This is a genomic window from Gilvimarinus sp. 2_MG-2023, from assembly GCF_030547685.1.
In the GTDB taxonomy this organism is placed as follows: Bacteria; Pseudomonadota; Gammaproteobacteria; order Pseudomonadales; family Cellvibrionaceae; genus Gilvimarinus.
Window position 1 is genome coordinate 26,560 of the sequence record NZ_JAUOQM010000049.1, and the last position, 25,650, is coordinate 52,209.

General features: G+C 49.0%; 16 protein-coding genes. 6 read left to right on the plus strand and 10 right to left on the minus strand.

Annotated elements, in window-relative coordinates; genetic code table 11:
- Window positions 1-177: 177 nt before the first annotated feature.
- From Q4526_RS14465 to Q4526_RS14475, 3 genes are all read right to left on the minus strand, one after another.
- Window positions 178-1,380: a hypothetical protein gene (locus Q4526_RS14465; protein WP_215977811.1), complete on the minus strand. Its 1,203-nt coding sequence runs from the start codon at window positions 1,378-1,380 to the stop codon at window positions 178-180.
- 77 nt (window positions 1,381-1,457) lie between these two features.
- Window positions 1,458-4,952 (minus strand): DNA methyltransferase, encoded by a 3,495-nt coding sequence (locus Q4526_RS14470; protein WP_215977812.1) that lies wholly within the window; start codon window positions 4,950-4,952, stop codon window positions 1,458-1,460.
- A gap of 224 nt (window positions 4,953-5,176) precedes the next feature.
- Window positions 5,177-5,740, minus strand: coding sequence for a hypothetical protein (locus Q4526_RS14475; protein WP_215977813.1), 564 nt, complete (start codon window positions 5,738-5,740; stop codon window positions 5,177-5,179).
- 295 nt (window positions 5,741-6,035) lie between these two features.
- On the opposite strand from Q4526_RS14475, the gene Q4526_RS14480 reads away from it, so the two are divergent.
- Window positions 6,036-7,838, plus strand: coding sequence for an ABC transporter ATP-binding protein/permease (locus Q4526_RS14480; protein WP_215977814.1), 1,803 nt, complete (start codon window positions 6,036-6,038; stop codon window positions 7,836-7,838).
- A 77-nt stretch (window positions 7,839-7,915) separates the two neighbouring features.
- On the opposite strand, the gene Q4526_RS16505 is transcribed toward Q4526_RS14480, so the two are convergent.
- From Q4526_RS16505 to Q4526_RS14495, 4 genes are all read right to left on the minus strand, one after another.
- The gene (locus Q4526_RS16505; RefSeq protein ID WP_215977959.1) at window positions 7,916-8,137 is read right to left on the minus strand and encodes a DUF4172 domain-containing protein; all 222 of its coding nucleotides are present in this window, start codon (window positions 8,135-8,137) and stop codon (window positions 7,916-7,918) included.
- Window positions 8,138-8,513: 376 nt separating this feature from the next.
- Entirely contained in the window at window positions 8,514-9,200 is a 687-nt protein-coding gene (locus Q4526_RS14485) for a DUF3581 family protein (protein WP_215977815.1), read from the minus strand.
- A 329-nt stretch (window positions 9,201-9,529) separates the two neighbouring features.
- Window positions 9,530-10,738: an acyltransferase family protein gene (locus tag Q4526_RS14490; RefSeq protein WP_215977816.1), complete on the minus strand. Its 1,209-nt coding sequence runs from the start codon at window positions 10,736-10,738 to the stop codon at window positions 9,530-9,532.
- A gap of 22 nt (window positions 10,739-10,760) precedes the next feature.
- Window positions 10,761-11,360 carry a CIA30 family protein gene (locus Q4526_RS14495; protein ID WP_215977817.1) on the minus strand — a complete coding sequence of 200 codons (600 nt, stop codon included), beginning with the start codon at window positions 11,358-11,360 and terminating at the stop codon, window positions 10,761-10,763.
- Window positions 11,361-11,544: 184 nt separating this feature from the next.
- Here Q4526_RS14495 and Q4526_RS14500 point away from each other — a divergent pair, with 184 nt between their 5' ends.
- Window positions 11,545-13,155, plus strand: a complete 1,611-nt coding sequence (locus tag Q4526_RS14500) for an RNA polymerase sigma factor (RefSeq protein ID WP_215977818.1) — start codon at window positions 11,545-11,547, stop codon at window positions 13,153-13,155.
- A 263-nt stretch (window positions 13,156-13,418) separates the two neighbouring features.
- Here the strand turns inward: Q4526_RS14500 and Q4526_RS14505 are convergent, their stop codons facing one another.
- On the minus strand, window positions 13,419-14,087 hold the full coding sequence (locus Q4526_RS14505; protein ID WP_215977960.1) for a peroxiredoxin-like family protein: 669 nt from the start codon (window positions 14,085-14,087) through the stop codon (window positions 13,419-13,421).
- Window positions 14,088-14,774: 687 nt separating this feature from the next.
- Between Q4526_RS14505 and Q4526_RS14510 the strand changes: the two genes are divergently transcribed.
- The 4 genes from Q4526_RS14510 (at window position 14,775) to Q4526_RS14525 (ending at window position 22,533) form a co-directional block, all read left to right on the plus strand.
- A complete protein-coding gene (locus Q4526_RS14510) occupies window positions 14,775-17,834 on the plus strand; it encodes a TonB-dependent receptor (protein WP_215977819.1) in 3,060 nt (1,019 codons plus the stop codon).
- A gap of 108 nt (window positions 17,835-17,942) precedes the next feature.
- Window positions 17,943-19,499, plus strand: a complete 1,557-nt coding sequence (locus Q4526_RS14515; protein ID WP_215977820.1) for a tryptophan halogenase family protein — start codon at window positions 17,943-17,945, stop codon at window positions 19,497-19,499.
- A 38-nt stretch (window positions 19,500-19,537) separates the two neighbouring features.
- Entirely contained in the window at window positions 19,538-21,004 is a 1,467-nt protein-coding gene (locus tag Q4526_RS14520) for a tryptophan 7-halogenase (protein WP_215977821.1), read from the plus strand.
- The gene (locus Q4526_RS14525; protein ID WP_215977822.1) at window positions 21,001-22,533 is read left to right on the plus strand and encodes a tryptophan halogenase family protein; all 1,533 of its coding nucleotides are present in this window, start codon (window positions 21,001-21,003) and stop codon (window positions 22,531-22,533) included. Before Q4526_RS14520 ends, Q4526_RS14525 begins: the two co-directional genes overlap by 4 nt.
- 135 nt (window positions 22,534-22,668) lie before the next feature.
- Here the strand turns inward: Q4526_RS14525 and Q4526_RS14530 are convergent, their stop codons facing one another.
- Together Q4526_RS14530 and xylA are read right to left on the minus strand one after the other, a co-directional pair.
- The gene (locus Q4526_RS14530) at window positions 22,669-23,817 is read right to left on the minus strand and encodes a polysaccharide lyase family 7 protein (protein ID WP_303609677.1); all 1,149 of its coding nucleotides are present in this window, start codon (window positions 23,815-23,817) and stop codon (window positions 22,669-22,671) included.
- 374 nt (window positions 23,818-24,191) lie between these two features.
- On the minus strand, window positions 24,192-25,523 hold the full coding sequence (xylA, locus tag Q4526_RS14535) for a xylose isomerase (RefSeq protein ID WP_215977823.1): 1,332 nt from the start codon (window positions 25,521-25,523) through the stop codon (window positions 24,192-24,194).
- Window positions 25,524-25,650: the final 127 nt, after the last annotated feature.

Below are 25,650 nucleotides of genomic sequence, written 5' to 3' on the forward strand. Positions count from 1 at the left end.
AACCGACCGGGACGGATTGAACCTAGAGCCGTAAAAAGACGACCAAAGCCATTCCCGCTATTGTTAAAACAAAGGGATCAAGCGCGCAACGAAGTCAGGAAGAATGGCCACCCCAAAAAGCTTAAGTGAGTGCCATTCTCATCTGACCCCATTAATCTTTAAAAATCAATTTAACATTCACTCTTTAGCTGCTGCACCACCTGCACTAAAAGCCTCAGTGTTTTCCACGAGGGTCCCCTTTCCTGTTTGCTCATTAATAATAATGAACTCACCATCATCTGTTAACCCAAGCAACTGATTACGAAAAATAGCTAATCCATGCACTTCATCAAATCCGGACTCACCCAAAAATACAGTATTGCCGTTTAAGGGATTAATTTTGACAACAACATCTGTTGATGAACCAGGAACAATCATTGACCCAAACAACTGCTCACTCTCTTTATCAAACACCAAATCACCAGATGAAGTGGCACCCGAACCAAATGATCCTATAACAGTCCCTTCTCCTGTTTCTGGGTTTATCGTTAAAAACTCTCCATAAGTTGTCCCTGCGTACAAGACGCCTTCCCCTCCTTCTAACGCATTAACCGTGGAAAAACCAATATAGCCTAACCCTACACCTTCGCCTGTATCAGCATCTATTTTAATCAACTGTGAAAATGTTACGCCATAAAGATCATCCCCCAAGAATGCAATATCTGTTAGAGAATAACCAACGCCACCTAAATTAACTACTTCACCAGTATCAAAATTTAGTGTAGATAGTGTTGAATCACCCACATCAGCAAAATAAATTTCTCTATTTTCTTTGTTTTCACTGGCGATTGTGAAGCAAACTTCTACTCTTTTTGAAAGAGTGCTATTTTCATCTTTTACACTAATTAAAGTACAGAAGTTATTATCATCAAGATCCGAAGGAATACTAACAGTTAAGCTTACGGCTTCTGATGTATTACCACTACCGCCGTCAACCTCTCTATAGAAACGATAGTATCCCGAAGCGTTCGAAACACCCATGTATATTTCTTCAATACTAGATTCGACGTCAAATATAATATTTATTTTTTCTTCCGCCAAAACTTTCGTTCTGATATTTTCCGGGCTACTCACCACCTTCGGAAATTCATTAACTTGGGAATATGGAAGCGCATCCAGTACCAGCTCTCCTTCGACCCCCTGATGATAAACCAATAAAGCCTCTAAGATTTCATCTGGTTCTAGAGCGGCTTCAACACCTGTATCGTCTACGATATTATCGGTTACCGGCGACTCATTCGAACCACCTGAACCACCTGAACCACCTGAACCACCACACGAGCATAAAACCAGAATTGATAAAAAAACCAACATTCCGTTAAAGCATTTGACTATCGACATTTTCACTCCTTATCAAAAATACAATATGAAACATTCCACATAAACACGCCACTTACCCAAGCAGCCTTATTTAACTTTTAACCCAACTGCCACAACTCGCCGTTTTGGCTCGCCTGCCCTAACACCTCCAGTGCACCCAGAACCTGAACCACGGATTTTTCCGGTTTGCGTTTAAATTGTTCGGCCAGGGCTTGTTGGGTTTGGGGGCCGATGGCGAGCAGTTGTTGTACGGCTTTGACTTGCTCGGGCATGGTTTTGGGCCAGGTTTGTTTGGCGGTGGTTTGGGGTTTGTCGACTTGTGCTTTGTCTTTGCCGCTGCTGCCCGTTGCCAGATCGGCGCTGGTTTGGCTGCCTGCTGAAAAAAGCTCGGGCGCTTGGTAGTCCGGGCGCAGCCATCGGATGTGGCCTTGGGCCTCCTCGGCGGCGCGCTCGTGGTTTAGGGCGACTAAACGGCACAGCAGTTCTTCTTCCGCCTCAGCTTGGTCGGCGGGTTTGTCCGGCAATGGCGTGGTGGCGCCGGGGCGGCCTACCAGTATTTCGCCCAAATCGCTCCAGCCGTAGGCATCGAACACGGCGGCGTCTAGCTCGTCGTGTAGCTCGCGCAAGATGGAGACTAACCCCTGTTCGTGGATGGTTTTGTCTTTGGCGGTGAGCGGTTCTTCAGCCCGCAACTTTTCCAGCACGTTGTACATGCCGGTTAGGGTCAGCTTATCGTACTCGGCTTGCTGGCGTTTGCGGTGGGCGTCGATTTTTTCAGATAACGTACTGATGGCCTCAGCCTGGACTTCACTTAGATCCGGGAAAGGGAAGGTTTCAAAACAACGAGAATTATTGTACCTTGGCCGGTCTTCTAATGTCCCACCGCTAGAAAACACCCAAAGTATATGCAGTCGGCTACCGACAACACCTAAATGTTGCAGTTCATTTAACGCTAAAGCAATTATCCCTTGATCCGGCAGTGTAAAAATATCCTTCTTTATAAAAACTCTATGCTTAGCTGTCATGGAGGTTGCCATATAGAAACTTAAACCCTCAAATGAGCTACGCATTTCTTGGCGAGGCTTGCCAAAGCACCACCATTTTTTAGCGTATACCGCACCATCCTTTGTATGGGCTTTAGCGTCTCTCGCCGGCTTTACTCTCTCAAGAACCCACTGATAAAGATCAGGATATAACTGTTTTACTGAATCTAATGAATACCCATAGAAATCAATTACAAACCTATTTGTTGGTTTCTGCGTGACATCTTTACCATTAATAAATGGTTTAATTACTTTTTTATGGTTTATATCTTTTGAAAAAAAAACCTCAGCGCTCTCACCTGAAAGATAAAAATTTCCAATAAGTGAAACACCTCGGAAGCTCAGTTTTTGGTTTGAAACAAGTTGATTAGCGCTACTCACATCAGCACCAATCGTCACATCCGCAAATATCTTTCCTTCCCGCCGATCGACCTTAACCGAACGCACCTCATCATTCGCTGCGGTCTCCGAAATCACATGCCGCAATACCCCCGACTGCTCACCAGCCACACCCACACTCATAGCGATACGCACAGCGGCGCCATCGTTGCCATCCACCCACGGGTGGTCGGGAATGGCGAAGGCGAGCGACAGCGGTTTTTTGTTGTGGTTTAGGTGCGGCTCCATCACCCGACGGTTAAAGGTTTGCCGCAGGCTGTTAGTGGTAATAAAACCAAATCGATGGGCATTGCCGTTGCGCACGGTTTCGGCAGCGATATGCCACCAGTACATGACGAAATCGGCAGACTCGGGCACCTGGCCTTTGTAGGTAGCGCGCACAGCATCCACATAGCCATCGCCCAATGCGCGGCGCATGGTGGCCGCACCAATAAACGGCGGATTCCCCACAATATAATCCGCCTCGGGCCATTCTGTTTTGCGCGGGTTATTAAAGTGGTAAACGGGAATACGCTGAGTATCATCCGGTATCAGCTCGCCAGTCACTGGGCTTTTTTTGTAGCTAATGCCGTCCCAGATGGTTTTGGGGTTGCCATCTTCACCGAGCATTGGCTCGCGGCTGTCGTACTCAATGAGTGCATCGCGGCATTCAATATTGTGAAAGTCGCGCAGTATTGGCTCGGGTAGATCCAGTTTGCCGTTAATGCGGTAGTGCCATTGCAAATAGCCAATCCACAACACGATTTCGGCAATGGCGGCGGCGCGGGGGTTGATCTCTAGCCCCAAAAACTGGTGCGGGTCTACCGTCAGGCCTTCGGCATCGAAGCTTTGCTGGCCGGCGGATAGATCGCGAATTAGATTCAGCACTTCGCCCTCTAGCCGTTTTAAATGCTCTAGCGCCACATACAAAAAGTTGCCGCTGCCACAGGCTGGGTCCAGCACGCGGGTGTTGCAGAGTTTTTGGTGAAAGTTGCGTAGCTCGCTTAAGGCTTTGTCTTCTTTGTTCTGTTGCAGCCAAGCCTGGGTGGCAACCTGTACGGTTTGCCATTCGGCGCGTAGTGGCTCGATCAGCGTGGGCATGACTAAGCGCTCGACGTAGGCGCGCGGGGTGTAGTGCGCGCCCAGTTTGTGGCGTTCGCGCGGGTCTAGCGCTCGCTCTAGCAATGTGCCAAATATGGCGGGCTCAACATAGCGCCAGTCGGCGCGGGCGGCCTCTAACAACAGGCCGATTTGCTCGGCGTTTAGGGCAATGGGGTTAATGTCTTTAAACAGGCCGCCGTTAAAGCGGCGCACCTTGGTCATGATTTGCCCTTCAAAACCACCCGTATTCATAGTGTTCCAGAGGCTGGTCATGGAGTCTACAAACAGCTCGGGAGTGGCGTGCAGTTTTTCTAGCAAGTGGGTAAAGCTGTTGTAGGGCAGCAGCTCTACGTCTTCGCTGAACATGGTAAACAGACAGCGCTTAAGAAAGTGGGCTACCTGCTCTACCGGATGGCCGGATTGCTCCAGCGACTTGGCAAGCTCGGCCAGCTTGGCGGAAACCTCGCGGGTAACGCGGGCGGCCTGCTTGGATAAGTCCAGCGCGTCTGGGTCTTGCCATAGGTTGTACAGGCGGTGCTGAATGTCCGGCTTGCGTAAGTCCTCAAGCTTAATGCGGTGGTGGCCGGGGTCGGGGAACGGCACATAGGTGCCGCCCGAGCGGCTGAACTCGGCGTACAGCTCGAGCGAGCGGCCTACGTCGGTGACCACAATAAACGGCGGGCGGCCTTCGTCGGTAGGCAGGGCGCGCACGTACTGGTCGGCCTGATTTTGCGCGGCCAGCATGGCTTTATCCCACCCGCTGGTGCCCAGGGTTTTGCCGGTTTGCTTAGCCTCTAAAACAAAACTGCCGCGTTTGTATAAGTCAATAAAGCCGCGATTCACGCTGCCGTCGGGCTTGTGGATGTCTACCCGGCGCTCGAACACATAGGCGTTGTCGGCGTTGGTTTCGCAGGCGGGTTCCGGCTGGGGCAGGCCCAGCAGGGCGCAAAGCTCGGTAAGGAATAACTGGTAGTTGGCCCGCTCGGTGCCACCGGCGTTGTGCCAGCGGCTAATAAAGGTTTCTACGGCCTCGGGCGTGGCGAGTGATAGGCGTTCCGGCTCGGGGTACATGGCAGTCCGTTTTGTTAGCGCATTTGTAGTGATGGATCATAACAAGATGTGGTTTTTTGCGCTAGAACGTGAGATTAAGACACTTGCACGTAGCAAACGAGCTGGCGAGCCCACAAGATTTAACACGGGATTTTTGTCTGAATTTAAAGGACGGCGGCCTACAACAAGAATGGCATATTGCGCCCTGCGGGCAGGGCTGCACAGCGGCAACCCTGCTATAAACCTTAAAATCGGGCCGAAACTCCAAGCCCACCACTCATGGCAATCACGTCGTCGACGTTGCGGGTGTAGTATTTTTCTTCGTAATCTCCGGCATCACGCACACTCATCCAAAACTCTAGGGTCACAAATCCCCAGTTATAACCCAGGCCACCACCTATGGTAGAACAGCTAAAGTCTTCCTCATAGTGACTGCGATAGGCGTGATACTCGTGGGTTTCGCTGAACAAACCAATGGCACCATAGGCCCGAAAGCCTTGGGTAGAAAGGCCGGTACCCAACAGCACCGCGCCTTCTCGTACATCAATGCTGTAGTCAGAATCGTCGGTATCTTCTTGCGAGCCGTAAATTACGCGAAAGGCAACATGATCGTTAATCGCGCCAGTGGCAATTAAAGAGAGCCCACCAAAGCCATCGGTATCATCGCCGCGATTGTCGCTATAACCAATTGCCGTTGCGTAAGAGGCAACGCCAACGGAAAAGTGCTTTTGCGGCTCAACGTTTTGCTGAGCGAAAGCTAACGAAGGGGCAAGAAAAATGGATGTAGCAAGGAAGGTTTTGAAATTCATTATCAGTCATACTCCGTGATAGTCATCGTAAGGCTTTCCATAAAGCCTGATCGTCAATTCAGCAATCTGGCGGACTGCGAATTGGCGCGGGAATCTACCACAAATGAGTTATGGTTGCACGGCCCTCGAGCCTCCGACAACTACACTATTGCCCGTTGCGACAAACCCGGCCTTGCATATCGCAGTGTTCGGGCTTACTCATTCACCGGCCTCGGCGCCGGTGTAGCTAAACCCCAACACTATCCCTTCACAGTTGCGTAAACTGTGCCCCCAAACCCCCAACTCGGAAACAACAATGCGCAGCAAGTCCCGTAAATTGCCCCCTGCGGCGCCCGACCCTTCAGTGCCCCGGCTTAACCTGCGGCAGGTGTGGGGTTATATCTGGCCTTATTTGTGGGATTACAAATGGCGGGTTGGGCTTGCCATTGCGGCGTTGCTGGCGGCCAAAGGGGCGACGCTGGCGATGCCCTGGGCGCTAAAACATATTGTGGATGGGGTGGACCGGTCTCTGCAGCCGGAGCTGGCACTGCCCCTGGCCTTTTTGCTGTTTTACGGTTTTTTGCGCTTTGGCGGGGTGTTTTTTGGTGAGCTGCGCGATGCCATTTTCAGCCGGGTGACCGAACGGGCGATGCGCCGGATTGGGCTGCGGGTGTTTCGGCACTTGCATCGGCTGGAGCTGGATTTTCACCTCAGCCGCCAGACCGGGGGCATTAGCCGGGATATCGAGCGCGGCACCAGTGCCATCAGTTTTTTGATGCGCTTTTTGATGTTTAATATTGTGCCCACGCTGTTTGAAATTTTTATGGTGGCGGCGATTTTTACCTTTGCCTTTTCTGCCTGGTATGCGCTGATTATTCTGGCGGCGGTGGCGGTTTATATTGGCTTTACGGTGTTTACCACCGAGTGGCGTACCCGGTTTGTGCGCGAGGCCAACCGGGCGGATTCCTCCACCAATACCCGGGCCGTGGATAGTCTGCTGAATTACGAGACGGTTAAATACTTTAACAACGAAGATTTTGAAGCGCAGACGTACGACCAGTTTTTGGCCGAGTGGGAGCAGGCCAAGCTAAAAAACCGCATGTCGCTGCTGGCGCTGAACTCGGGCCAGGCGCTGATTATCGCCGCCGCCATTACCGGCATGATGGTTATGGCGGCCCAGTCGGTGATTACCGAGGAGATGACGCTGGGTGACTTGGCTATGGTGAACGCCTATATGATTCAGCTGTTTATTCCGCTGAATTTTCTCGGGTTTGTTTACCGGGAGATGCGCCGGGCGCTGACCGATTTAGAAAATATGCTGGGGCTTTTGAAACGTGCGCCGCGCATTGTGGATACGCCTGACGCCAAGCCCCTGCAGGTAACCGCCGGTGAAGTTGAGTTTAAGAATGTCGCGTTTGGCTATCGGCCCGAGCGAACCACCTTTACGAACTTGTCGTTTCGCGTGGCACCGGGGCAAAGGCTGGCCATTGTCGGCGCCTCGGGTGCGGGCAAGAGCACCATCGCCCGCTTGCTGTATCGCTTTTACGATGTGGACGGCGGCTCCATCGCCATTGATGGGCAAGACATTCGCGAGGTGACGCTGGATTCGCTGCGCCAGGCCATCGCCGTGGTGCCGCAAGACACGGTGCTGTTTAATACCAGCATTCGCGCCAACATTGCCTACGGCAACCCCGAGGCGCCGGACGAGGCCATCGACCGGGCCATTAGCATGGCCCATTTGGATGGGTTTATCGCCGCCCTACCCGACGGTGACAGTACGCTGGTGGGCGAGCGGGGTTTGAAAGTGTCGGGCGGCGAGAAACAGCGCATTGCCATTGCCCGGGTGCTGCTTAAAAATGCGCCCATTTTGCTGTTTGACGAGGCCACCTCGGCGCTGGATTCGAATGCCGAGGCGGCAATATTGACCGCCATGCGGGAGGTGTCCAGCGGCCACACCAGCCTGGTGATTGCCCATCGCTTATCCACGGTGGTGGACGCGGATCAGATACTGGTGCTGCACGACGGCCAACTGGTGGAACAGGGCAGCCACCAAGAGCTGTTGCAGCGCGGTGGTCGCTACGCGCAACTGTGGGCTGTGCAGCAGCCAGAGCACGGTTAACCCGACGTCCAGCGGTAGCCTCAAGAAGATGCCTAAAAACGCGCTGGTAGGCCGCGACACGCTCGACTCTGTGGGAGTTAAAGATACCCCACCACATAGCGCGTACTCCTGCCCCCGCTCGGTAGCTTCCGCAAACAGCCCTTATCCAATAAATCCGCTAAATCGCGGGTGACGGTGGGTTTACTCACGTTAACCAAAGCCGCCTGTTCCAACTCCAGCTGGCGAGCGACCGATAAACCTACAGAGTCAACATCCAGATGTTCGCCCTCTATTTCACTGGTACGGATAGCATTATGGATAAGGGCGTCCGGTTATGGCTTTAGTAGCTCTTCATCCCACTCGAAGTGAGGCCGATTGCCCCGCTGCCAGATGAACGTGAGCCGAATACGCGCCCTAATCGAATCAAGTTATGAGCCGATTAGGGCCAATACTCCGCTCATAAAAAAATAACTAACCCGTAAGTCATTATTCATCGTTAGCCGCCACGCCCGTTTTTGGGGCCTGGCTATCCAGTAAAGTCAGCATTGCTTGGGCGGGGTGACGGCAAACTCGCCGCGGCTATCGAGCGGCAACTAGGCTATTCACTTTTTTGTGGCATGGAGTTGAATCATGGGCATCTCTTACCCTTAGCGGCAGTGTGTGTTTAGCCATTCAGTAAAAGGTCCCTACACCAACCTACCCCATGCTTTGATTGTAGTGCTCAATGAGCTCGTCCATGGCGGGTTTGTCGTAGTCGACAATACCGGAGACGAGCATGATTTTTTCGCCTTTACCGACTAGCTCATCGCCGTCTTTCCAGTGAAACGGTAAGGTAAGGCTGCCGCGTTTGCCCTCGGCGCTGAAGATGGGGGCCAGAGGCTCCAGTACGGGGTTTTGGATATCAGTGCGGTCAAAATCTACCGCCATGCTCTGGTACATTACCATGGGACGCTTGGGGTTAATCATCACCTTTTGGGCCGACATAGCCGGCACTAAAATATGCGGGAAGGCCTCGCCCGAAAAAGCCACATACTGCTTGATGATACTTTCGACACAGGCCGGATCGGTATTGTTGTCGCCCGAGCGGTTCACGGTGACATAGGCTTTTTTGTCATCCGAAAATACCAAGGTGTCAGAGGGCTGCGGCAAGGTGATTATCGACTTTTCTGTGATCATCGCATCGAACGAGAACTGCATAGTCTGCGATATGCCGTACTTTAACAGCACCACAGCAAACAATAAGTCGCCCGGCACACAAAACCGTTTCGCATCCGTGTTGTGTAGAGGGTTGTAATCCCCGGCCACTTCCTTTGCAAACTGACTCGCTTGCTCGCGGGTAAAAGATAGAGTGTTATTGTTCTCTTGGAAAAAGTGATTAAGCATATTCGAAGGGTCTGGTGAGTCGTAAAAGGCTGGGAATAGTAAGCTTTTAAGGGTAGTTTTACAAACCTGCCAATAAAAGCCATGCAGTGGCAGGCTGCGGCACACGCTGTTACCTACTCGGCATCGTATAAACTCGCTGAACACCCTTCGTCGTGCAATGGCTGGGCGCCATAGCCGCGCCCAATCCTTTCACCGGCCCCCCACCGCAATTCAACCTCCGCCAGGTGGTGCTGGGTTTTGATTGCATTGAATGCCGCCACGGTTCACTGCCTTATAGTACCCATGCAAACCCAAAGCGCCCCGTATACGCACTGCGCGCTTGCTTACGGTCAGCCCACTGCGAACAGGGACCTATTCTTACGCTGCCCATTAAGTGTCGCGCCTATAAACGTAGACCTTACGCACAAGTCGTACAGCACGAGAGATAAGCCAATGGCAATACCAAAAACCAATGCCCACTTAATTCCCCAGTGCCAGCTCACCTCGGCAAAGGCAATTTGCAGCCAAATCACGATCGGTAAGTGAATTAAATACAGCCAGTAAGAGGCGTCGGCGAGATAGCGAATAACCTTATTGGGGCGGTCGAGGTAATGGCGAAATAATCCGATCATGAGCGCGATCAATGACCACATCATGACCGAGTAGCTAAATTTAAACGCCAGCGCTATATAAACAATGTGTGGATGACCGGGTTGACGCTCATAAGGGGAGGTAAGAATCGTCACAACAATAGCCGTTAGCGCCACTAACAATTTTTGCCAGCTTAACCGGCTAAAAGCCGGTATTAGGTCACTCTGGCGATGCATTAACCACCCCAGTGTAAAACAACCCCCATAAATACAATACACTGGCCAGTGCGGCACGAGAGACTTGTCGGGGGTATCCAAACCCCACTGCCCCATCAACCACATACACCCGGCAGTGGGAACGGCCAAAGCTAAAACAACCAGCGACGAGTGACACAGCCACGCAAGTGCTGCATCCAATGATTTACTCAGTAAGCGGTAGGCAGGCTGAAAACGAACAGTGAGCGCGCGAACACACAACACACTAAGAGTCACTAACAACAGGTAATACAAAAACCATAGGTGGGTGCCCGTTAATAACGTTTGAGAAGCCGCCAGCATTGAACTGGCCCCCTCTTGCAACGCCGGCCAAAGACTGACATCGCCGCGCATACTCTGCGCACCCATGACCCAGGCAAATACCAATAGAGGTCGCAGTAGTATCCAGCCCAATACAAAGGGCAGCGCAATACGTAAGAGTCGCGACTTCAAAAACACGGCTCCCCCCTTGCGGTGATAGCTCATATGGCTGAAAAAACCCGCCAGTAAAAAGAACAACGCCATTCTAAAAGAGTGACTAACTAACGCGAACACGCCCACCACTGTGCTGGTGGAAATATCCATAACCGCCCAGCCAATATACACGGGTAAAAAAGACAAACAGGCGTGAAAAACAATGCCCAGCAAGAGCGCAAAAGCACGCACAGCGTCTAGATAATCCTGCCGGGTATTGTGTGGGGTATATGTGTCCATGGTCTTATCCTTAACAAAGCCATTAGTAAAAGCTGACCTGATCCAATGCAAAGCTAAAGCGTTCGGGCTGCATGGCGTAAGCGACGATGCTAATCCCGTTAATGGCTCCGGCGTTCAATGGCGTTTGCTCTGACCATGCGCGCTTAAGCGATTCAAACGGTACTTTTACCTGATGAAACTCACCATCGTTGGTGACCGTTACAGGCGCGGCGTGGTAATCATGGTTTTGAATTTCACTACCGTTTACCGTGACCGACAAGACTCCTTTGTTGAGCTTAACGCTCAGTAAAATACCGGTATAAGGCTGGGCGTTTTGCGAGCCGCCCTGAACGTCGAGTGGAAGCACCAGGCTCACCCAACCTAACTGCCCTCGCGCCGGTGTAATCTCCCCATCTACTGTAATAACGCCCACGCCAATCGTGTGCTGAGCGGTGGAGCCTCCGCCCGCCAGACTGTCGGTTATGAGCTGACGCGGTAGCCCTAAGCTGTTATTCTCAGGCTTATCAAAGGTATCCACCACCGGTGGCAAAGTGCCACCCCAGGCTACCCCGGACAAGGAGAGTGTGGCCGCCAGAGCGATAGACTTAAGAGATGCGATTTTTGTCAGTGAATGTTTGAGCATGGTACTTTCTCCGCATAAATAGAGGTTAACGACATAAGTGTCGCTCTCTAAGTACCTATTGCTGCGCAAAAGGTGACAATATTTCTAAGGAATCTCTGAATAAGCCCAAAAAAATAATTTTTCTGTCACCTTTTGTATAAAAGCTGGCACTCATAGGCCGAAGCGAATAAAACGGATCAAACAGATGAGCCTATTTAAAAGACGAGTGCAGTATAAGGAGTCGGCCGATACCTCACTGGTACTGGCCTCCATTGGCGGTGACCGCGACGCCTTTGGCGAGATTGTCAGCCGCTATCAAAGCCTGCTGTGCTCGCTGGCGTACTCTTCGGTGGGGGATTTAAAACACAGTGAGGATATTGCCCAAGAGACTTTTGTCGACGCCTGGCGCAAGCTGGATACCCTGGCGGAGCCCGAAAAGCTCAAGGCCTGGCTATGCGGTATTTTGCGTTTTAAAGTCAGCCGCTATCGCCGCAAGGAGTCGCGCCATAACAACAGCGACTCGGCCGAACTGGATGAACAGGAGTCACCTCAGCCGCAGGTGGATGAAACCCTGATACGCGAGCAGGAACAAACTCTGCTGTGGCAAACCTTACAACAGCTCCCCGAAACCTACCGCGAGCCATTAATTCTTTTTTACCGCGAGCAGCGCTCGGTGGAAAATGTGGCCGCCGAACTGGATTTAACCGAGGCGACGGTTAAGCAGCGCTTATCGCGCGGACGCAAAGCACTGCAAACGGCGATGGTCAGCTTTGTGGAAGACACGCTCAGCAAAAGTAAGCCCGGGGCGTCATTTACCACGGCAGTGCTGCTCGCCATTAGTACTATCTCAGCGCCCAAAGCTAAGGCAACAGCCCTGGGGATTGGGGCAGCCCATACGGGCTCGGCCTTTAAGTGGGCCAGCTTGTTAACGGTGTTTGCCGCCTTTTCGGGGCTGATTGGTTCGTTCTTTAGTGTGCGGGCAAGCCTGGCACAATCGCGCACTCGCAGCGAACGGCGCCTGACCATAAAAATCGTCGCCCTGTATTTAGGTATTGCTCTGGCATTCACTCTGGCTTTATACCTATTAAAAACTCTGGCGCTGGGCAATAGTGTTAACGCTCAGGGTTACGCCATCGCATCACAGCTCGTGGTGTTTGCTTTTGTCATCAGCTATTTGTATTTGCTGAGCTTTATGCTCACGCGCGTACCTCAGTTGCGGGCTCAGCAGCGGCTCGCTTTTCCGCAAGCGTTTCTTGCCGAAGGTGACCGGCCCGATGCCAAGCGGCGCGAATTCAAAACCCGTGCAACACTGTTGGGCGTGCCTGTCTTGCACTTTAAACTGGGCATGCCCGAGCCCGGCGACAAACCCGCCGTTGGCTGGGTTGCCGGAGGCGACCGAGCTTACGGATTGGTGTTTGCCTGGGGCGGCTGGGCGGTAGCGCCCGTTAGTGTAGGGATAGTATCGCTCGGGTTTATCAGTATTGGCGCGCTAGGTATCGGCGTTTTAAGTTTGGGGGCAGTGGCTATTGGTGTACTGGGTTTGGGCGCGGCGGCCGTGGCTTACAAGGCCTATGCCTCGCTGTCGGCGCTGGGCTGGCAAAGTGCATTAAGCGGAGGATTTTCAATCGCGCAAGACGCCGCTCTTGGCCCGGTGGCTTTTGCCACAACCAGCAACAGCGAACAAGCCGCCCAGCTGACAAATTTAACCGCTTTTAACCACCACTATTTATGGGTGCTCGCGGTGATGTCAGTACTGGTGATTGTGCCGGCGGTATGGCATTCGAAGGTGGTGCGCCAGCGTATGGGACAAAAGTAGCGCCCCTGCTTTCTCAAAGCCAATGGGCCTGAGAGACTTCAGGCCCCATTGAGTGATTTTTTATCGACAGCTGAGGGCCAATAAAATGAGTGCCAATATAATGAGGGGCAATAAAAAAGAATGGCTTATCGTAGAGGTTTCATTTTACGGACCAATTGCCCCACACCAACAACAGACCAAAAACAGACCAAACCAAGCAGACAGCCATATCAGGCATCAGCCAAACGCTCTGCGCAGATTAAGCGGCCTGCTTTACTGGGTTTTTATAACTGATCAATGACCTGTAACAACTGCTGTGGACTGGGGCGGGTTTTGTAATCCAGCGAGCTGTTGGCCCATAAAACCGCACCTTTGCCATCGACAATAAACGCGGACGATACGGCAAATTTACGATGGCCTGCGCCATTCCAGTCTTCCACCACTATGCCGTAATCTTTATACACTGGTACTAAATGTTCGGGCAGCTCCATAGTGACGTTAAACGCATCGTGCGCATTTAAGTCTGGGTCGGACAGAACGGGAAAGGGAATCTCATAGGTGCGCGCGGCCAGAGCTGCGGCATCAGGTTTGTCCGCACTAATGAGTATCGGCGTTACGCCGCGTTTTTCAAACTCGGGCCAGGCTTCAGTAAGCTGGCGAATTTGCACGTTGCAGTAAGGACACCAACCGCCACGGTAAAAAACGACCAATAAGGGCGCATCGTTTTTTAAGGTTGTCCAATCGACCTTTTCACCCTCGATGTTTTTAACGGAAAAATCGCTCACCACGCTTCCCTTTGCCAAACCCACATCGTCCGCCAAGGTTCCTAGCTGCTCTTGCGCGGTAGCGGCTAATTCAGGGCTTTTATTTGGCAACTGTACATCTTCAGCTAGCGCCGACAAACACACCAACAAACCTGCCACACCTGTTAATAAACGCTTCACCGTATTCATACACGCTCCATTGTTATTAATTCGTTTAATCATTCGCTATCCTCAATTCAAACCCTAACAGTTTTTTAAGTCACTAGGGAGTGGGTTAGCTCATCTAATCGACTCGACGGCAAACTATAAACCCGCGACTGCTCTAAGCAGTGTGTGATTCACCTACTATTTGGCGCATTTTAAATGTTTACGCAAAAAGCGAGCTTAGAGTCTGGCATCACAGTGATAAGCGTGAGCAATTTTGTATAGCAATGAATTGCGGGCATTCACCGAGCGCTTAAGATTATTGTTAAGGCAGAGCTTCGAGCAAAACATGTAGACTAAATTATATAAATATTCAAGATGAAAAATTTATAGCGATTAACGTAAGACTCTCGACCAACCGGCTTTATCTGGCGTTAAAAACCATCCCGATAAGACTGCTTCAGCCAAGGTTATACCTCTAGATATAAATGTGCGAACTATTGTATTTATGACACGAAATAGTTATTGTATTTTAGCCCGAGGAGTAATATGACAATGCTCGACGGTATAACGTAAACGTGGATAACCTGCGTTATCGTTAACGTCATAATAAAAGATCTTAAGCGTCTGTAGCCTACGTTATCGTTAACGTGATGCGCAAAGATCCTGATACGTCGCACCACGCTTTTTGGGCTTATCTTAATAAATTGATAATAAAATAAAAGGATTGCCATGCACTATTCAAATATACGACTCAAAAAACACTTTAAACGATCAGCCCTTGCTGCCTGCGTGATGGCAGTATCGACAGGTGCCTATGCGCAAGACGCCCTGGAAGAGGTTATTGTAATAGGCACTAAGGCTAGCCTAGAGCGAGCTCAAGACATCAAACGCAATGCGGATACCGTCAAGGACGTGATCACTGCAACGGATATCGGCTCTTTGCCAGACAAGTCTATTGTCGAAGCATTGCAGCGTATACCGGGCGTTGCTATTGAGCGATTTAATGCTTCTAATGATCCCGATCACTTCGGTGTAGAAGGTGGCAAGGTTGTGGTGCGTGGTTTAAACCGCGTACGTGCTGAATTTAACGGCCGCGATGCACTAAGTGCTCGGGGCGATGGTGGCCTTAGCTTCTCTGACATCCCCCCCGAAATGGTCGGGCGCGTAGAGGTGAACAAGAACCAAACCGCTGACCTTATTGAAGGTGGCGTGAGCGGTACCATCAACTTGGTGACCCGTAAACCTTTCGATACTGACGGGCTTGTACTCGGCGGCACCATTAAAGCCAGTGAAGGCCATCTTGCAGAAGAAGCTGATATCTCGGCATCCGGCCTTATTAGTAACACCTGGGATTCTGAGGCAGGCCGTTTTGGTGCTCTTTTGAGTGTTACTCAATCAGAGCTGAATACGCGCAGTGATGGTATTGGCGTATACAACTATTACGATAATAACGGTGTCGGCGGTTTAGCGAGTGAATATCAAGGGCAAGATGTTGCTGTGCCAACATCGGCCTCATTCCGTATGCAGCAAAACAGCCGTGACCGCTTAGGTGTTGGAGCGTCTTTTCAGTGGGAAAGCACCAATGAAGATGTGTTAATTACCGCTGAGTTTATTCACTCCAACTCCGACCTGACCTGGCATGAAAATTTTGTTGAGCATCCTGAGCAGCCCTTCTCTGGTACGCCCAGAGCTGTATCCCTAGGCGATGACCAACAGTTTGACTGCCCAGCGACTAGCAGTGAGGCAAATCCTTGCTTATTTACCAGTGGCACACTGGTAGGCAGCACTCCCACTTGGGCTGACAACGTGCCAACGTTAACTCACACAGCCGCAACCCGTGTGCGCCATGATGAGGCTGAGGTAAGCGATTACAGCCTGAACGGTAAATTTCAGATAACCGATAACTTCTCCATCGAGGCCGATCTACAATACGTTGATGCACTGAACAATATTGTTGATACAACCGCTCATGGCAAAATCGCCGGTGATATGAGCATTAATATGGAGAGCGACACCGCTCAACTTGACTTTATTAACACCAGCCAAGGGGCAAATAGTGAAGCCTATTTTGCTGACTCTGCAAACTACCTTTTCCGTTCCAGCATGGATCACGTCTCTGAGAATAGTGCAGAGTCTCTAGCCCTTGCCGTTGATGCTGAATACACCTTTGACGACGATCTATTCAGAGGCGTTAAATTTGGTTTCAGACGCTCCGAGCGAGAACAAGATATCCGTGAATCGGACTATAACTGGGGGGAAGTTGGCGAGGTTTGGGGTAATGCGACCTATTTTGACGCAACACCTGACATTGTCGAGCAAGTAACTTTTAATGATTTCCATCAAGGTGACTCTTTAACCGAGTACAATACTTGGTGGTTCCCGGCTGTCGATTCATTAAGTCAAGGTAGCGATGAATGGTCTGAAGCTATGGCGGCAGCTGGCGTTGCGACCCCCACTTCGTGGAGTCCGCTCTCTGAACGCTCAGGTGTGGTTGACGGTACTACCTTCTTACCTTCAGAGTATTACCTTGTAGATGAAGAGCGCACAGCTATTTATGCAAGGCTCGATTTCGGCAGTGATGAATCTGCACTGCCCTTCAGCGGTAATGTGGGTTTACGTTATGTGAGTTATGACCGCGAATCTACCGGTGCCAATAATTTTCCGTCGCCGTTTTCGAACACTGACTTAGGCATTGGCCGTCATCCAGACTTGCCCGATCTTGACCCAGGATTGCCTGCTGACGTTGCAGCCTTTGCCAACCAAGAGTCAGGCATTTCTGAAGTACAGCAAATGGACACCGTGAACGAGCTATTGCCGAGCGCAAACTTAAAGCTAGAGCTTACCGATAACTTGCTCATGCGACTCGCTTATTCTCGAGCTATGTTTTTACCCACAATGGACAAGGTGCGCCGAAATTTTGTTATTGAGGGAAATGCAAGCACTGTAGATTTCACGGCAGAAGAACTGGCAGGCTACGGCTTTACTGATCCAGATAATTTGCCCGATGGTATCGGACCAAAATCTGTTTCTCTAGCGGGCTTTACCGCTAATAGCGCTGGCAACCCTCTTCTAGAACCTGAAATGTCGGATAACATTGATGTGTCGCTAGAGTGGTATTTCAGTGATCTCGGATCTTTAACCGCCACCTATTTCAATCAACAGATTGAAGGTTTCCATCGTCAGCGCTCTACCCCCCTAGATGTTACAAATCCAAGTAACGGTATTACTCAACAAGTGGCGGTAACGCAGTTTGTAAATGCCGGTGATGCCACCATTGAAGGGCTTGAGTTAGCACTGCAAACTACCTTTGGCTGGATCGCAGAACCGCTTGATAACATTGGCATTCAAGCCAGTTACACCTATATTGATGCAACAGCTCGAGATGATCAGCAGCCCGAAGACTTAACCGGTAGAGAGGAATTTACTTTCCGTAATTTTGTCGGCCTCACCGACCTAGAGGGTCTTTCGGAATCTAACTATAACTTCACACTGTTCTTCGATAATGGTCCTATTGAAGCGCGTTTGGCGTATACATACAGAAGCGAATTCTTGATGCATACACGTGATGAAATTGCCTTCTCTCCGGTGTATGGTGAAGCAACAGACCATCTTGATGCCTCTATTAGTTGGGATATCAATGACAACTTCACTCTTGGCTTAGAGGCTAACAACCTTCTGGACGAGGTGACACAAACGTCCATTCAATACAATGAAGAAGGGGTTCTAACGCCTCGCTCTTACTTTGTGAGTGATCAGCGCATCGGCCTTTTCTTAAAAGCTAAGTTCTAAGCTGTTTGATTAACAACCACGCAACAAGCCTAAGTCATGCTTAGGTTTGTTGCGTTGGTCACTTCATCTTTAATAAATTAAAATCTTCCTGGCAGCAATGAGGTAGCCATGGATCGACAATTAAAATCAATCTGCATACTCGGCGGCGGAACAGCCGGCTGGATGACAGCGGCCGCATTATCCCATCACTACAAAAATTCCAACATTTCCATTTTACTGATTGAGTCCGAGCAAATAGGCACCATCGGTGTTGGCGAAGCGACCATCCCACACATTCGACATTTTAATGCCATGTTGGGCATTCCCGAAAACGAGTTCATAAAACAAACCCAAGCGACTTATAAATTAGGTATAGAATTTCAAAATTGGGGTTCGTTACACCATTGCTACATGCATCCGTTTGGTGTTTATGGACAAGACATTGGCCCTGTGGAATTCCACAAAGCATGGGCTTTTTCGAGATTAAACGGCGGCACAAGTTCTTTATTTGATTTCTCATCCTCAATCGCTATGGCAAAAGAAAGACGCTTTGCCTTTCCAAACATAAAATCAAACACGTTGGATTCACGCTACTCCTACGCTTTTCATTTTGATGCCAGCCTCTATGCCCAACTGCTTAGAAAGTTTTCAGAAGATAACGGGGTTAAACGTATCGAAGGCAAGGTTAATCACATCCATAAAAACGAAAAAAGTGGTGAGATTTCTAGTCTAACATTAGCAAACGAGGCATCCGTTAGCGCAGATTTTTTTATTGACTGCAGTGGATTTAAATCACTATTGATAGGAGAAAGCCTCGGTGAAAAATTTGACAGCTGGAGTCAATGGCTACTGACTGATAGCGCAATTGCGATGCCAAGCAAAAATGAAAAAACCAACCCAAGACCCTACACCATCTCTAGAGCCAATGATGCCGGCTGGTACTGGTCTATCCCATTAAAAAGCAGAGTGGGAAATGGCAATGTCTATTCAGCAAGCTTTACTAGCGACGAAAAAGCGCACGACTCACTGATTCAATATATAGAAGGCGACATTCTAGGTGACGGACGTGTAATTCGGTTTACCCCGGGCCGAAGGAAAAAAAGCTGGGTGAAAAATTGCGTGGCTATTGGCTTATCATCCGGGTTCTTGGAGCCTTTAGAATCAACCAGTTTATATTTAATTCAAGTGGCCATCATGAAACTACTCGAACTCATGCCAGTTGATCAACACTACGAACATTTAAAACATGAATTTAACCATGCCATCTCATTTGAATATGAAAAAATTCGTGACTTTATTATACTGCACTACAAGTTAACACAAAGAGAAGATACCGAGTTTTGGCAATACTGCAAAAATATGACCATTCCTGGGTCACTGCAGAACAGAATTGATTTATTTAAGGAAAATGCCTATATCAATGATGATAGACGAGGCCTTTTTTTAACCGCAAGTTGGCTATCAGTTATGGTTGGGCAAGGGCTTATGCCGAAGTATTCTGGCATAGAGGCCGAATCTTTACAGACGGATAAGCTCAATGGTTATTTAGAAGAAATGAAAGCCTATATTGCAAAAGAGGCCAGCACCAAGCCCTACCACATCGACACATTAAATCAAACGGTAAAAAACACTAACCTGAGGGATACTCCACCCTCTAGCATGAGTTTTTATTCTACTTCTTCTTAATGGTATAGATTTAAATCCCAATGACTCCAGATATCAATATGACAAAAAATATCGCCATCATAGGAAGCGGAATACCGTTATTTTTAACCGCATTGTATATTGAGAGAACCACACGGGGATTAGCCTATAACATTAATATCTATGAAACGACAGGTGCAAGCTCAAACAATCATTATTCGGCACAGAAATTCTCCCTGTCACCCGATGTTAGAAACTTCCACAAATATTTAGAATTCTCGGAAAATGATTTCTTCTCTAAGGTAAAGCCAGGCTTTTCTTTAGGGCAAACGTATTTCGGCTGGACAAAAAAACCTTACCATTTAAGCTTTTCAAACAAATCATTTCAGCTACTAGGGCAAGAGATTCATACGGTATTTCAGCACTTAACCAACAACAAGCAAGACTTAACCTTCGACCAGCTGTGTATCGGCGGGCATTTAAGTCAACTCTCGCGCTTTACGCCACCATCGGCTCATAAAAATTCACTTTTTCACGTCATTAATTATGGATACAGTGTCAGCGAAGATCGTTACCTTGACTATTTAAAGGAAAAACTACTGCACATCAATACAACCTCCTCCCATTTAACGTATCAAACATCAACTGACGACTTTGACACACTATCCAAAGACCGAGATTTAGTTATAGACGTACGAACGGAATGTGTCGATGTACAGAAAGATCAAAATGACGGCCAACTATACCGTCACAATCTTTGTGTTGATATTGATTTAAACATGGCATCAAGTAAAATAATTCGATCCGATGGCAATTTGATTAAACTGGTAAGCACTGACACTGAAACAGGTATTGCTTTGTATAACAAAAAAGCAACGCTATCGAAAAACGACCTCCACTTGCTTGCCGCAGAAGCTCCAGAATTAGAATTAGAGGGTGCAATTTTCAACAAAATCCTTAATTCCGAACAAACCCAAAAAATCACCTCGAACGAAACCTCATTAGATGTATGGAACGACAACATCATCAATTTAAAACGTTTAAACGGTTTATCTACAGGACTGTATTATGATCGATTCTGGCTATTAAGGCTGGCTCTAATTGAGCTCAAAAAGCATTGGCCTAACAATGCCCGAACCCCATCGATAGCAGATCACTATAATGCTATTATGTCTGAATATGCCGAAGAGCTTGACTTCATTGATCACTTACATTTTCATAACAATAGCTCTGAAAACACTCAACTAAAGACACTCATTGCTACCCACTCAAGGGGAGGAGCCTTGATCGAGCTCTACCAAGAAGAAGGTCGACTCCCACAAGTTGCATTGCGCAGCATGGATGGCGACAAAATTTTTAGCTTGCTTCAGGCTCTAGCGATCAATAATAAAAAAACATCGCATTACAAATTTAACATCGATAAAAATGCTTTAATAAAAGAGCTTTTTACAATATCAGAATCATTCAAAACAGCGGCCCTAAAAGCACCCACAATCAAGACCTACAAACAACAATTAAAATCGAAGTCGACGGAACAATCATTATGAGCGCATCAAAACAAGAATCAACCGGCCAACCGATAAAAAAGATTGTCATTCTTGGCGGAGGCACTGCCGGCTGGATGACCGCTGCGGCCTTAAGCAAGGTATTTGGGGCAGGATTTTGTGAGATCGAATTGGTAGAGTCCGATTCAATTGGTACCGTTGGCGTCGGCGAGGCCACCATCCCTCAAATCAATTTGTTTAATGCCGTCTTAGGCCTAGATGAAAATAAGTTTATTAAAGACACCAAAGCGACCTTCAAGCTTGGTATCGAGTTTGCAGACTGGGGGAAAATCGGCGACTCTTATATTCATCCTTTTGCTGAGTATGGCACGCAAATAGACAACTTACCTTTCTATCACTACTGGAAGAGATTACAGCTTTTAGGCAAAGGCTCCGACCTTGGTGATTACTCTTTAAATGTGCAAGCTGCTTACAACAACTTATTTATGCGGCCCACGACATTAAAAAACTCACCTTTATCTAAAATTGCTTACGCTTTTCATTTTGATGCAGGGCTTTATGCAAAAACGCTACGTGAATACGCCGAACAAAGAAATGTAAAACGCACGGAAGGATTGGTTAAAGATGTCAAACAAGACCCAGACAACGGCTTTATCACAGAACTACATCTCAAGGATGGTGGCGTTGTGTCAGGTGATTTCTTTATTGACTGCAGCGGGTTTAAGGGCTTGCTTATCGAGAAAGTACTTAAAACCGGATTCGACGATTGGTCTTCCGATCTACCCTGCAATAGCGCCGTAACTGTTGCCAGCGAAAGGTTAGACCCTTTGCCTTCTTACACTCAATCTACGGCTCACGAGGCGGGCTGGCGCTGGAGAATACCTTTACAGCATCGTACCGGAAATGGTTACGTTTACTGTGATAAATTTATTGATGACGACAAAGCCGCTGACACCTTGCTACAAAACATTAACGGAAAGCCGTTAAATGAGCCCCGACTACTGAAATTCACCACAGGAAAACGAAAGAAATTTTGGGTGAAAAATTGTCTGGCTATCGGCCTATCATCGGGGTTTTTAGAACCCTTGGAATCGACAAGTATTCACTTTGTACAATCGGCCATTTCCAAGCTCTTAGGTTTATTCCCCACCAAAGACTTCGATCCGATTGTTATCAATAAATTCAACCAACAATTAGAAGAAGATTTCTTAGGCGTAAAAGATTTTCTAGTGCTCCACTACAACGCCACTGAACGCAACGATTCCGAGTTTTGGCGCTATTGTCAAAACATGCCTATTTCAGACAACCTAAAAGAAAAAATAGCACTCTACAAAAGTGGTTGCAGAGTTTATCGTGAAAATAACGAATTATTCGGCGACACAAGCTGGGTGGGTGTAATGGAAGGACAAGGTATAAGCGCTTATGGTTACAATCCAATCGTTGATGCCTTATCAGAACAAGAGCTTGAAAACAAAGTCAACGGCATAAAAAGAGTGATCGACAAATGTCTAACCGCCATGGGCTCTCACGCAGACTATGTAGAAGAAATCTGTAAATCCGTTAAAGACTAATCGTTGGTGTTTGCATTAAATTCAACACTGCGGTGGCGATAACACTTGCATATCTCCCCATGCCAAGGGCAACCATAATACAGGCACAACCGCTAAAGCGACTGTGCCTGTACACTTGAGATACGCTAAAAGATTTTACTCGTTTGAGTCGAGCTGGATATCGTAGAAGCTGACACTGGCGTAGTGACCATCTTTTTTGTCTTGCTCCCAGTCACCACTACCGGCACAACCGGCGTACCACATGCCTTTGGCCTCTTTAACGCTGCATTGATTGTAAGCGCCAGCCTTAAAAAAGAACCAGTCGCCGGTGTAACCGTTGGGGTGGTCTTTTTCATCGACCTTGCCATTGGCATCGACGTTATTGGACAAATCAATTTTATACTCAACCGTATCGCGGCCTTCGGCGCTAAAGGTCAGGTGCATGATATTTTCTTGCACATCGACTTTATAGCTAAAGTCTTCACCGAGTGCGATACCTTCCTCCATTGGGTTGGCGTCGTTCTCCCAAGTGTTGCCCCATACCGGATAGGCAATATCGGTGCGGTTTGGATCTTCTTTGGCAAGATTTCGCTCGTAGGTCCAAAAAACGGAACCTGTGTCGTGTTTAGGCCACTTTTTATAGTAAATTTTGAGCGGCTCATTGCCACCACCGTAGCCTTCACCTTGTTCCATTAGCGCGCTGTCTTTACCGGCATGAATTTGCCCTACCACCACCGAGTAAGCTGGCGGCTTTTGCGGCAGTTTTGCTTCTACTGCTACATGGTTGACTTTCAAGTGTGCCGATAACGTTCCACCAATCGAGCCAAACTCGCTTGCCTTAGGGTTACTGGCTAGCGCAAAGTTATTGCCGGGCGCCTTGCTTTTTGACAACGAGGGGTTTACCACTTGATGCAACTCACTGCGAGTGTTAGACGAGTTAGGCGTTGTGGTGGCGCGATTTGGCGCCGCGAACGTCACCAGGCCGTCTTGGGCGTAAAAGAACTCAGGGTGCACAAAACCCTGCAACTGGGCGGGGCTAAAGCCATCGACCTTGCCATCGCCGTCTTCATCCAGAGGTAGGGTGATTTTCCAGTGGGATAGGTCGATCACTGACGAAGGCGCCTCTTTAGCGGCCTCTGGGCTGGTAACACTGGAACTCGCAGCTACTGAGCTGGGTGAGGCCATCACCGCTGCGGTGTCGGTCGCAGCCTCGGGCGCACTTGTATTGGGCTCGTTGTCGGGCTGACAACCAGCAGCTGCCGCGATCGCAACGACAAGCAATGATTTTTTGGCTAGACAGGTCATAAACACACCATTTCGATTATTAATATGTCACTGCGCGTTTTCAGCAGCAAATGTAGCCCCGGTAATATAAAGCTCTGAGCCCTTCCCTTCAACAGAGTAACGCTAAGCGATCCCAAAACCCTATACACGCCATCAGGCTAGCCCCGACATTAGCCGATACGAGATGGCAAAGCCACCTTCAATACAAACCATAGATGCTGCGCCCGTAAACAGAGCAATAAACGCCGATGAGCTCGCAAAGCGTGGGATAGTCAGTAATGTGAGGCTAAGGGAAACCAGGGGGATTGACACGAGGGGAAATTCAATTCGGGAAAGCCACCCCAACCCTCGCGGCAATGCGCGCGAGCTAGGGCTTAGTGCTTAGTGCTTAGTGCTTAACGAATATAACGATTGATAATGTTTTCGTACAACTCTTGCTGACCGCTGATTTGCGCAGGCTCGCCATTGCTGTTACCAAGCGCTGCCAACGCTTCGAGGCTCAGATCACCAGCTTCGAATTTGGCGCCTTCACCGGCATCGAAGCTAGCGTAACGGGCTTTGCGCATGGTCTCTAAGTTAGATTTTTGCAATAAATCATCGGCAATAATCAACGCGCGGGCAAACACATCCATACCGCCAATATGGCCGTGAAAAGTATCGGTCAAATCGGTCGAGTTACGACGGCGCTTGGCATCGAAGTTAACACCGCCACCGGCCCAGCCACCGGCACGTAATACCACCAGCATCATTTCTACGGTTTCAGTAATGTTGTAGGGGAACTGGTCGGTATCCCACTGGTTTTGGTAGTCGCCGCGGTTAGCATCAATGGAGCCCAGCATGCCGGCGTTAGCCGCCACTTGCATTTCGTGGTCCATGGTGTGACTGGCCAACGTGGCGTGGTTGGTTTCGATGTTTAATTTAAAGTCTTTGTCTAAATCGTGGTGACGCAAAAAACCAATAACGGTTTCGCTGTCGAAATCGTATTGATGCTTGGAGGGCTCCATCGGTTTGGGTTCAATTAAAAAGTTGCCGGTAAAACCATTGGCTCGGCCGTAATCGCGGGCCATGGTTAAAAAACGGGCCATGTGTTCTTGCTCGCGACCGATGTCGGAGTTAAGCAGACTCATATAACCTTCACGCCCCCCCCAGAACACATAGTTTTCACCGCCGAGCGCAATGGTGGCATCGATGGCATCTTTTAATTGCGCACCGGCAAAAGCGACAACATTAAAATCAGGATTGGTGGAGGCGCCGTTCATAAAGCGCGGGTTGCTAAACAAGTTGGCCGTACCCCACAGCAACTTCATGCCCGAGGCTGCTTGTTTTTCTTTGGCCCACTCGGTCCACTGTTGTAAACGCTGCTGAGTTTGCGCGCGGCTGTCGCCCTCTTCAATCACATCCACATCGTGAAAGCAGTAAAACGGGGTGCCAATTTTGGTGAAAAATTCAAACGCGGCATCCAGCTTCATGCGTGCGCGAGCATCGGCATCTTTGCCCTCGTTCCAAGGAAACTGCAGCGGCCCCGGACCAAACGGATCGTGACCCGCGCCACAAAAGGTATGCCAGTAACAGGTAGCAAAACGCAAATGCTCTTTTAAGGTTTTACCGGCCACCACACGATTTTCGTCGTACCACTTAAACGCTAGTGGGTTATCCGACTCGGGGCCTTCGTAGGTAATTTTACCTACACCTTTAAAATATTCTTTGTCGCCGATGAGTACACTCATATCAAATCACCTTGGTAAAATCCGCAGCCAACTCGCGCAGCCGCTCGGTCTGTGTATAGTCAAAATCATTACATTAGGTTTAAGCGCTACGCACTAAACGCGCAGCACCTCATTTGCTTTTTTTGCC

Coding starts and splice junctions, on each gene's coding strand:
- Q4526_RS14510 (WP_215977819.1), top strand. CDS start 14,775: ATGCACTATTCAAATATACGACTCAAAAAACACTTTAAACGATCAGCC.
- Q4526_RS14470 (WP_215977812.1), bottom strand. CDS start 4,952: ATGTACCCCGAGCCGGAACGCCTATCACTCGCCACGCCCGAGGCCGTA.
- Q4526_RS14475 (WP_215977813.1), bottom strand. CDS start 5,740: ATGAATTTCAAAACCTTCCTTGCTACATCCATTTTTCTTGCCCCTTCG.
- Q4526_RS14480 (WP_215977814.1), top strand. CDS start 6,036: ATGCGCAGCAAGTCCCGTAAATTGCCCCCTGCGGCGCCCGACCCTTCA.
- Q4526_RS14490 (WP_215977816.1), bottom strand. CDS start 10,738: ATGGACACATATACCCCACACAATACCCGGCAGGATTATCTAGACGCT.
- Q4526_RS14520 (WP_215977821.1), top strand. CDS start 19,538: ATGACAAAAAATATCGCCATCATAGGAAGCGGAATACCGTTATTTTTA.
- xylA (WP_215977823.1), bottom strand. CDS start 25,523: ATGAGTGTACTCATCGGCGACAAAGAATATTTTAAAGGTGTAGGTAAA.
- Q4526_RS14495 (WP_215977817.1), bottom strand. CDS start 11,360: ATGCTCAAACATTCACTGACAAAAATCGCATCTCTTAAGTCTATCGCT.
- Q4526_RS14505 (WP_215977960.1), bottom strand. CDS start 14,087: ATGAATACGGTGAAGCGTTTATTAACAGGTGTGGCAGGTTTGTTGGTG.
- Q4526_RS14515 (WP_215977820.1), top strand. CDS start 17,943: ATGGATCGACAATTAAAATCAATCTGCATACTCGGCGGCGGAACAGCC.
- Q4526_RS14525 (WP_215977822.1), top strand. CDS start 21,001: ATGAGCGCATCAAAACAAGAATCAACCGGCCAACCGATAAAAAAGATT.
- Q4526_RS14530 (WP_303609677.1), bottom strand. CDS start 23,817: ATGACCTGTCTAGCCAAAAAATCATTGCTTGTCGTTGCGATCGCGGCA.
- Q4526_RS14465 (WP_215977811.1), bottom strand. CDS start 1,380: ATGTCGATAGTCAAATGCTTTAACGGAATGTTGGTTTTTTTATCAATT.
- Q4526_RS14485 (WP_215977815.1), bottom strand. CDS start 9,200: ATGCTTAATCACTTTTTCCAAGAGAACAATAACACTCTATCTTTTACC.
- Q4526_RS14500 (WP_215977818.1), top strand. CDS start 11,545: ATGAGCCTATTTAAAAGACGAGTGCAGTATAAGGAGTCGGCCGATACC.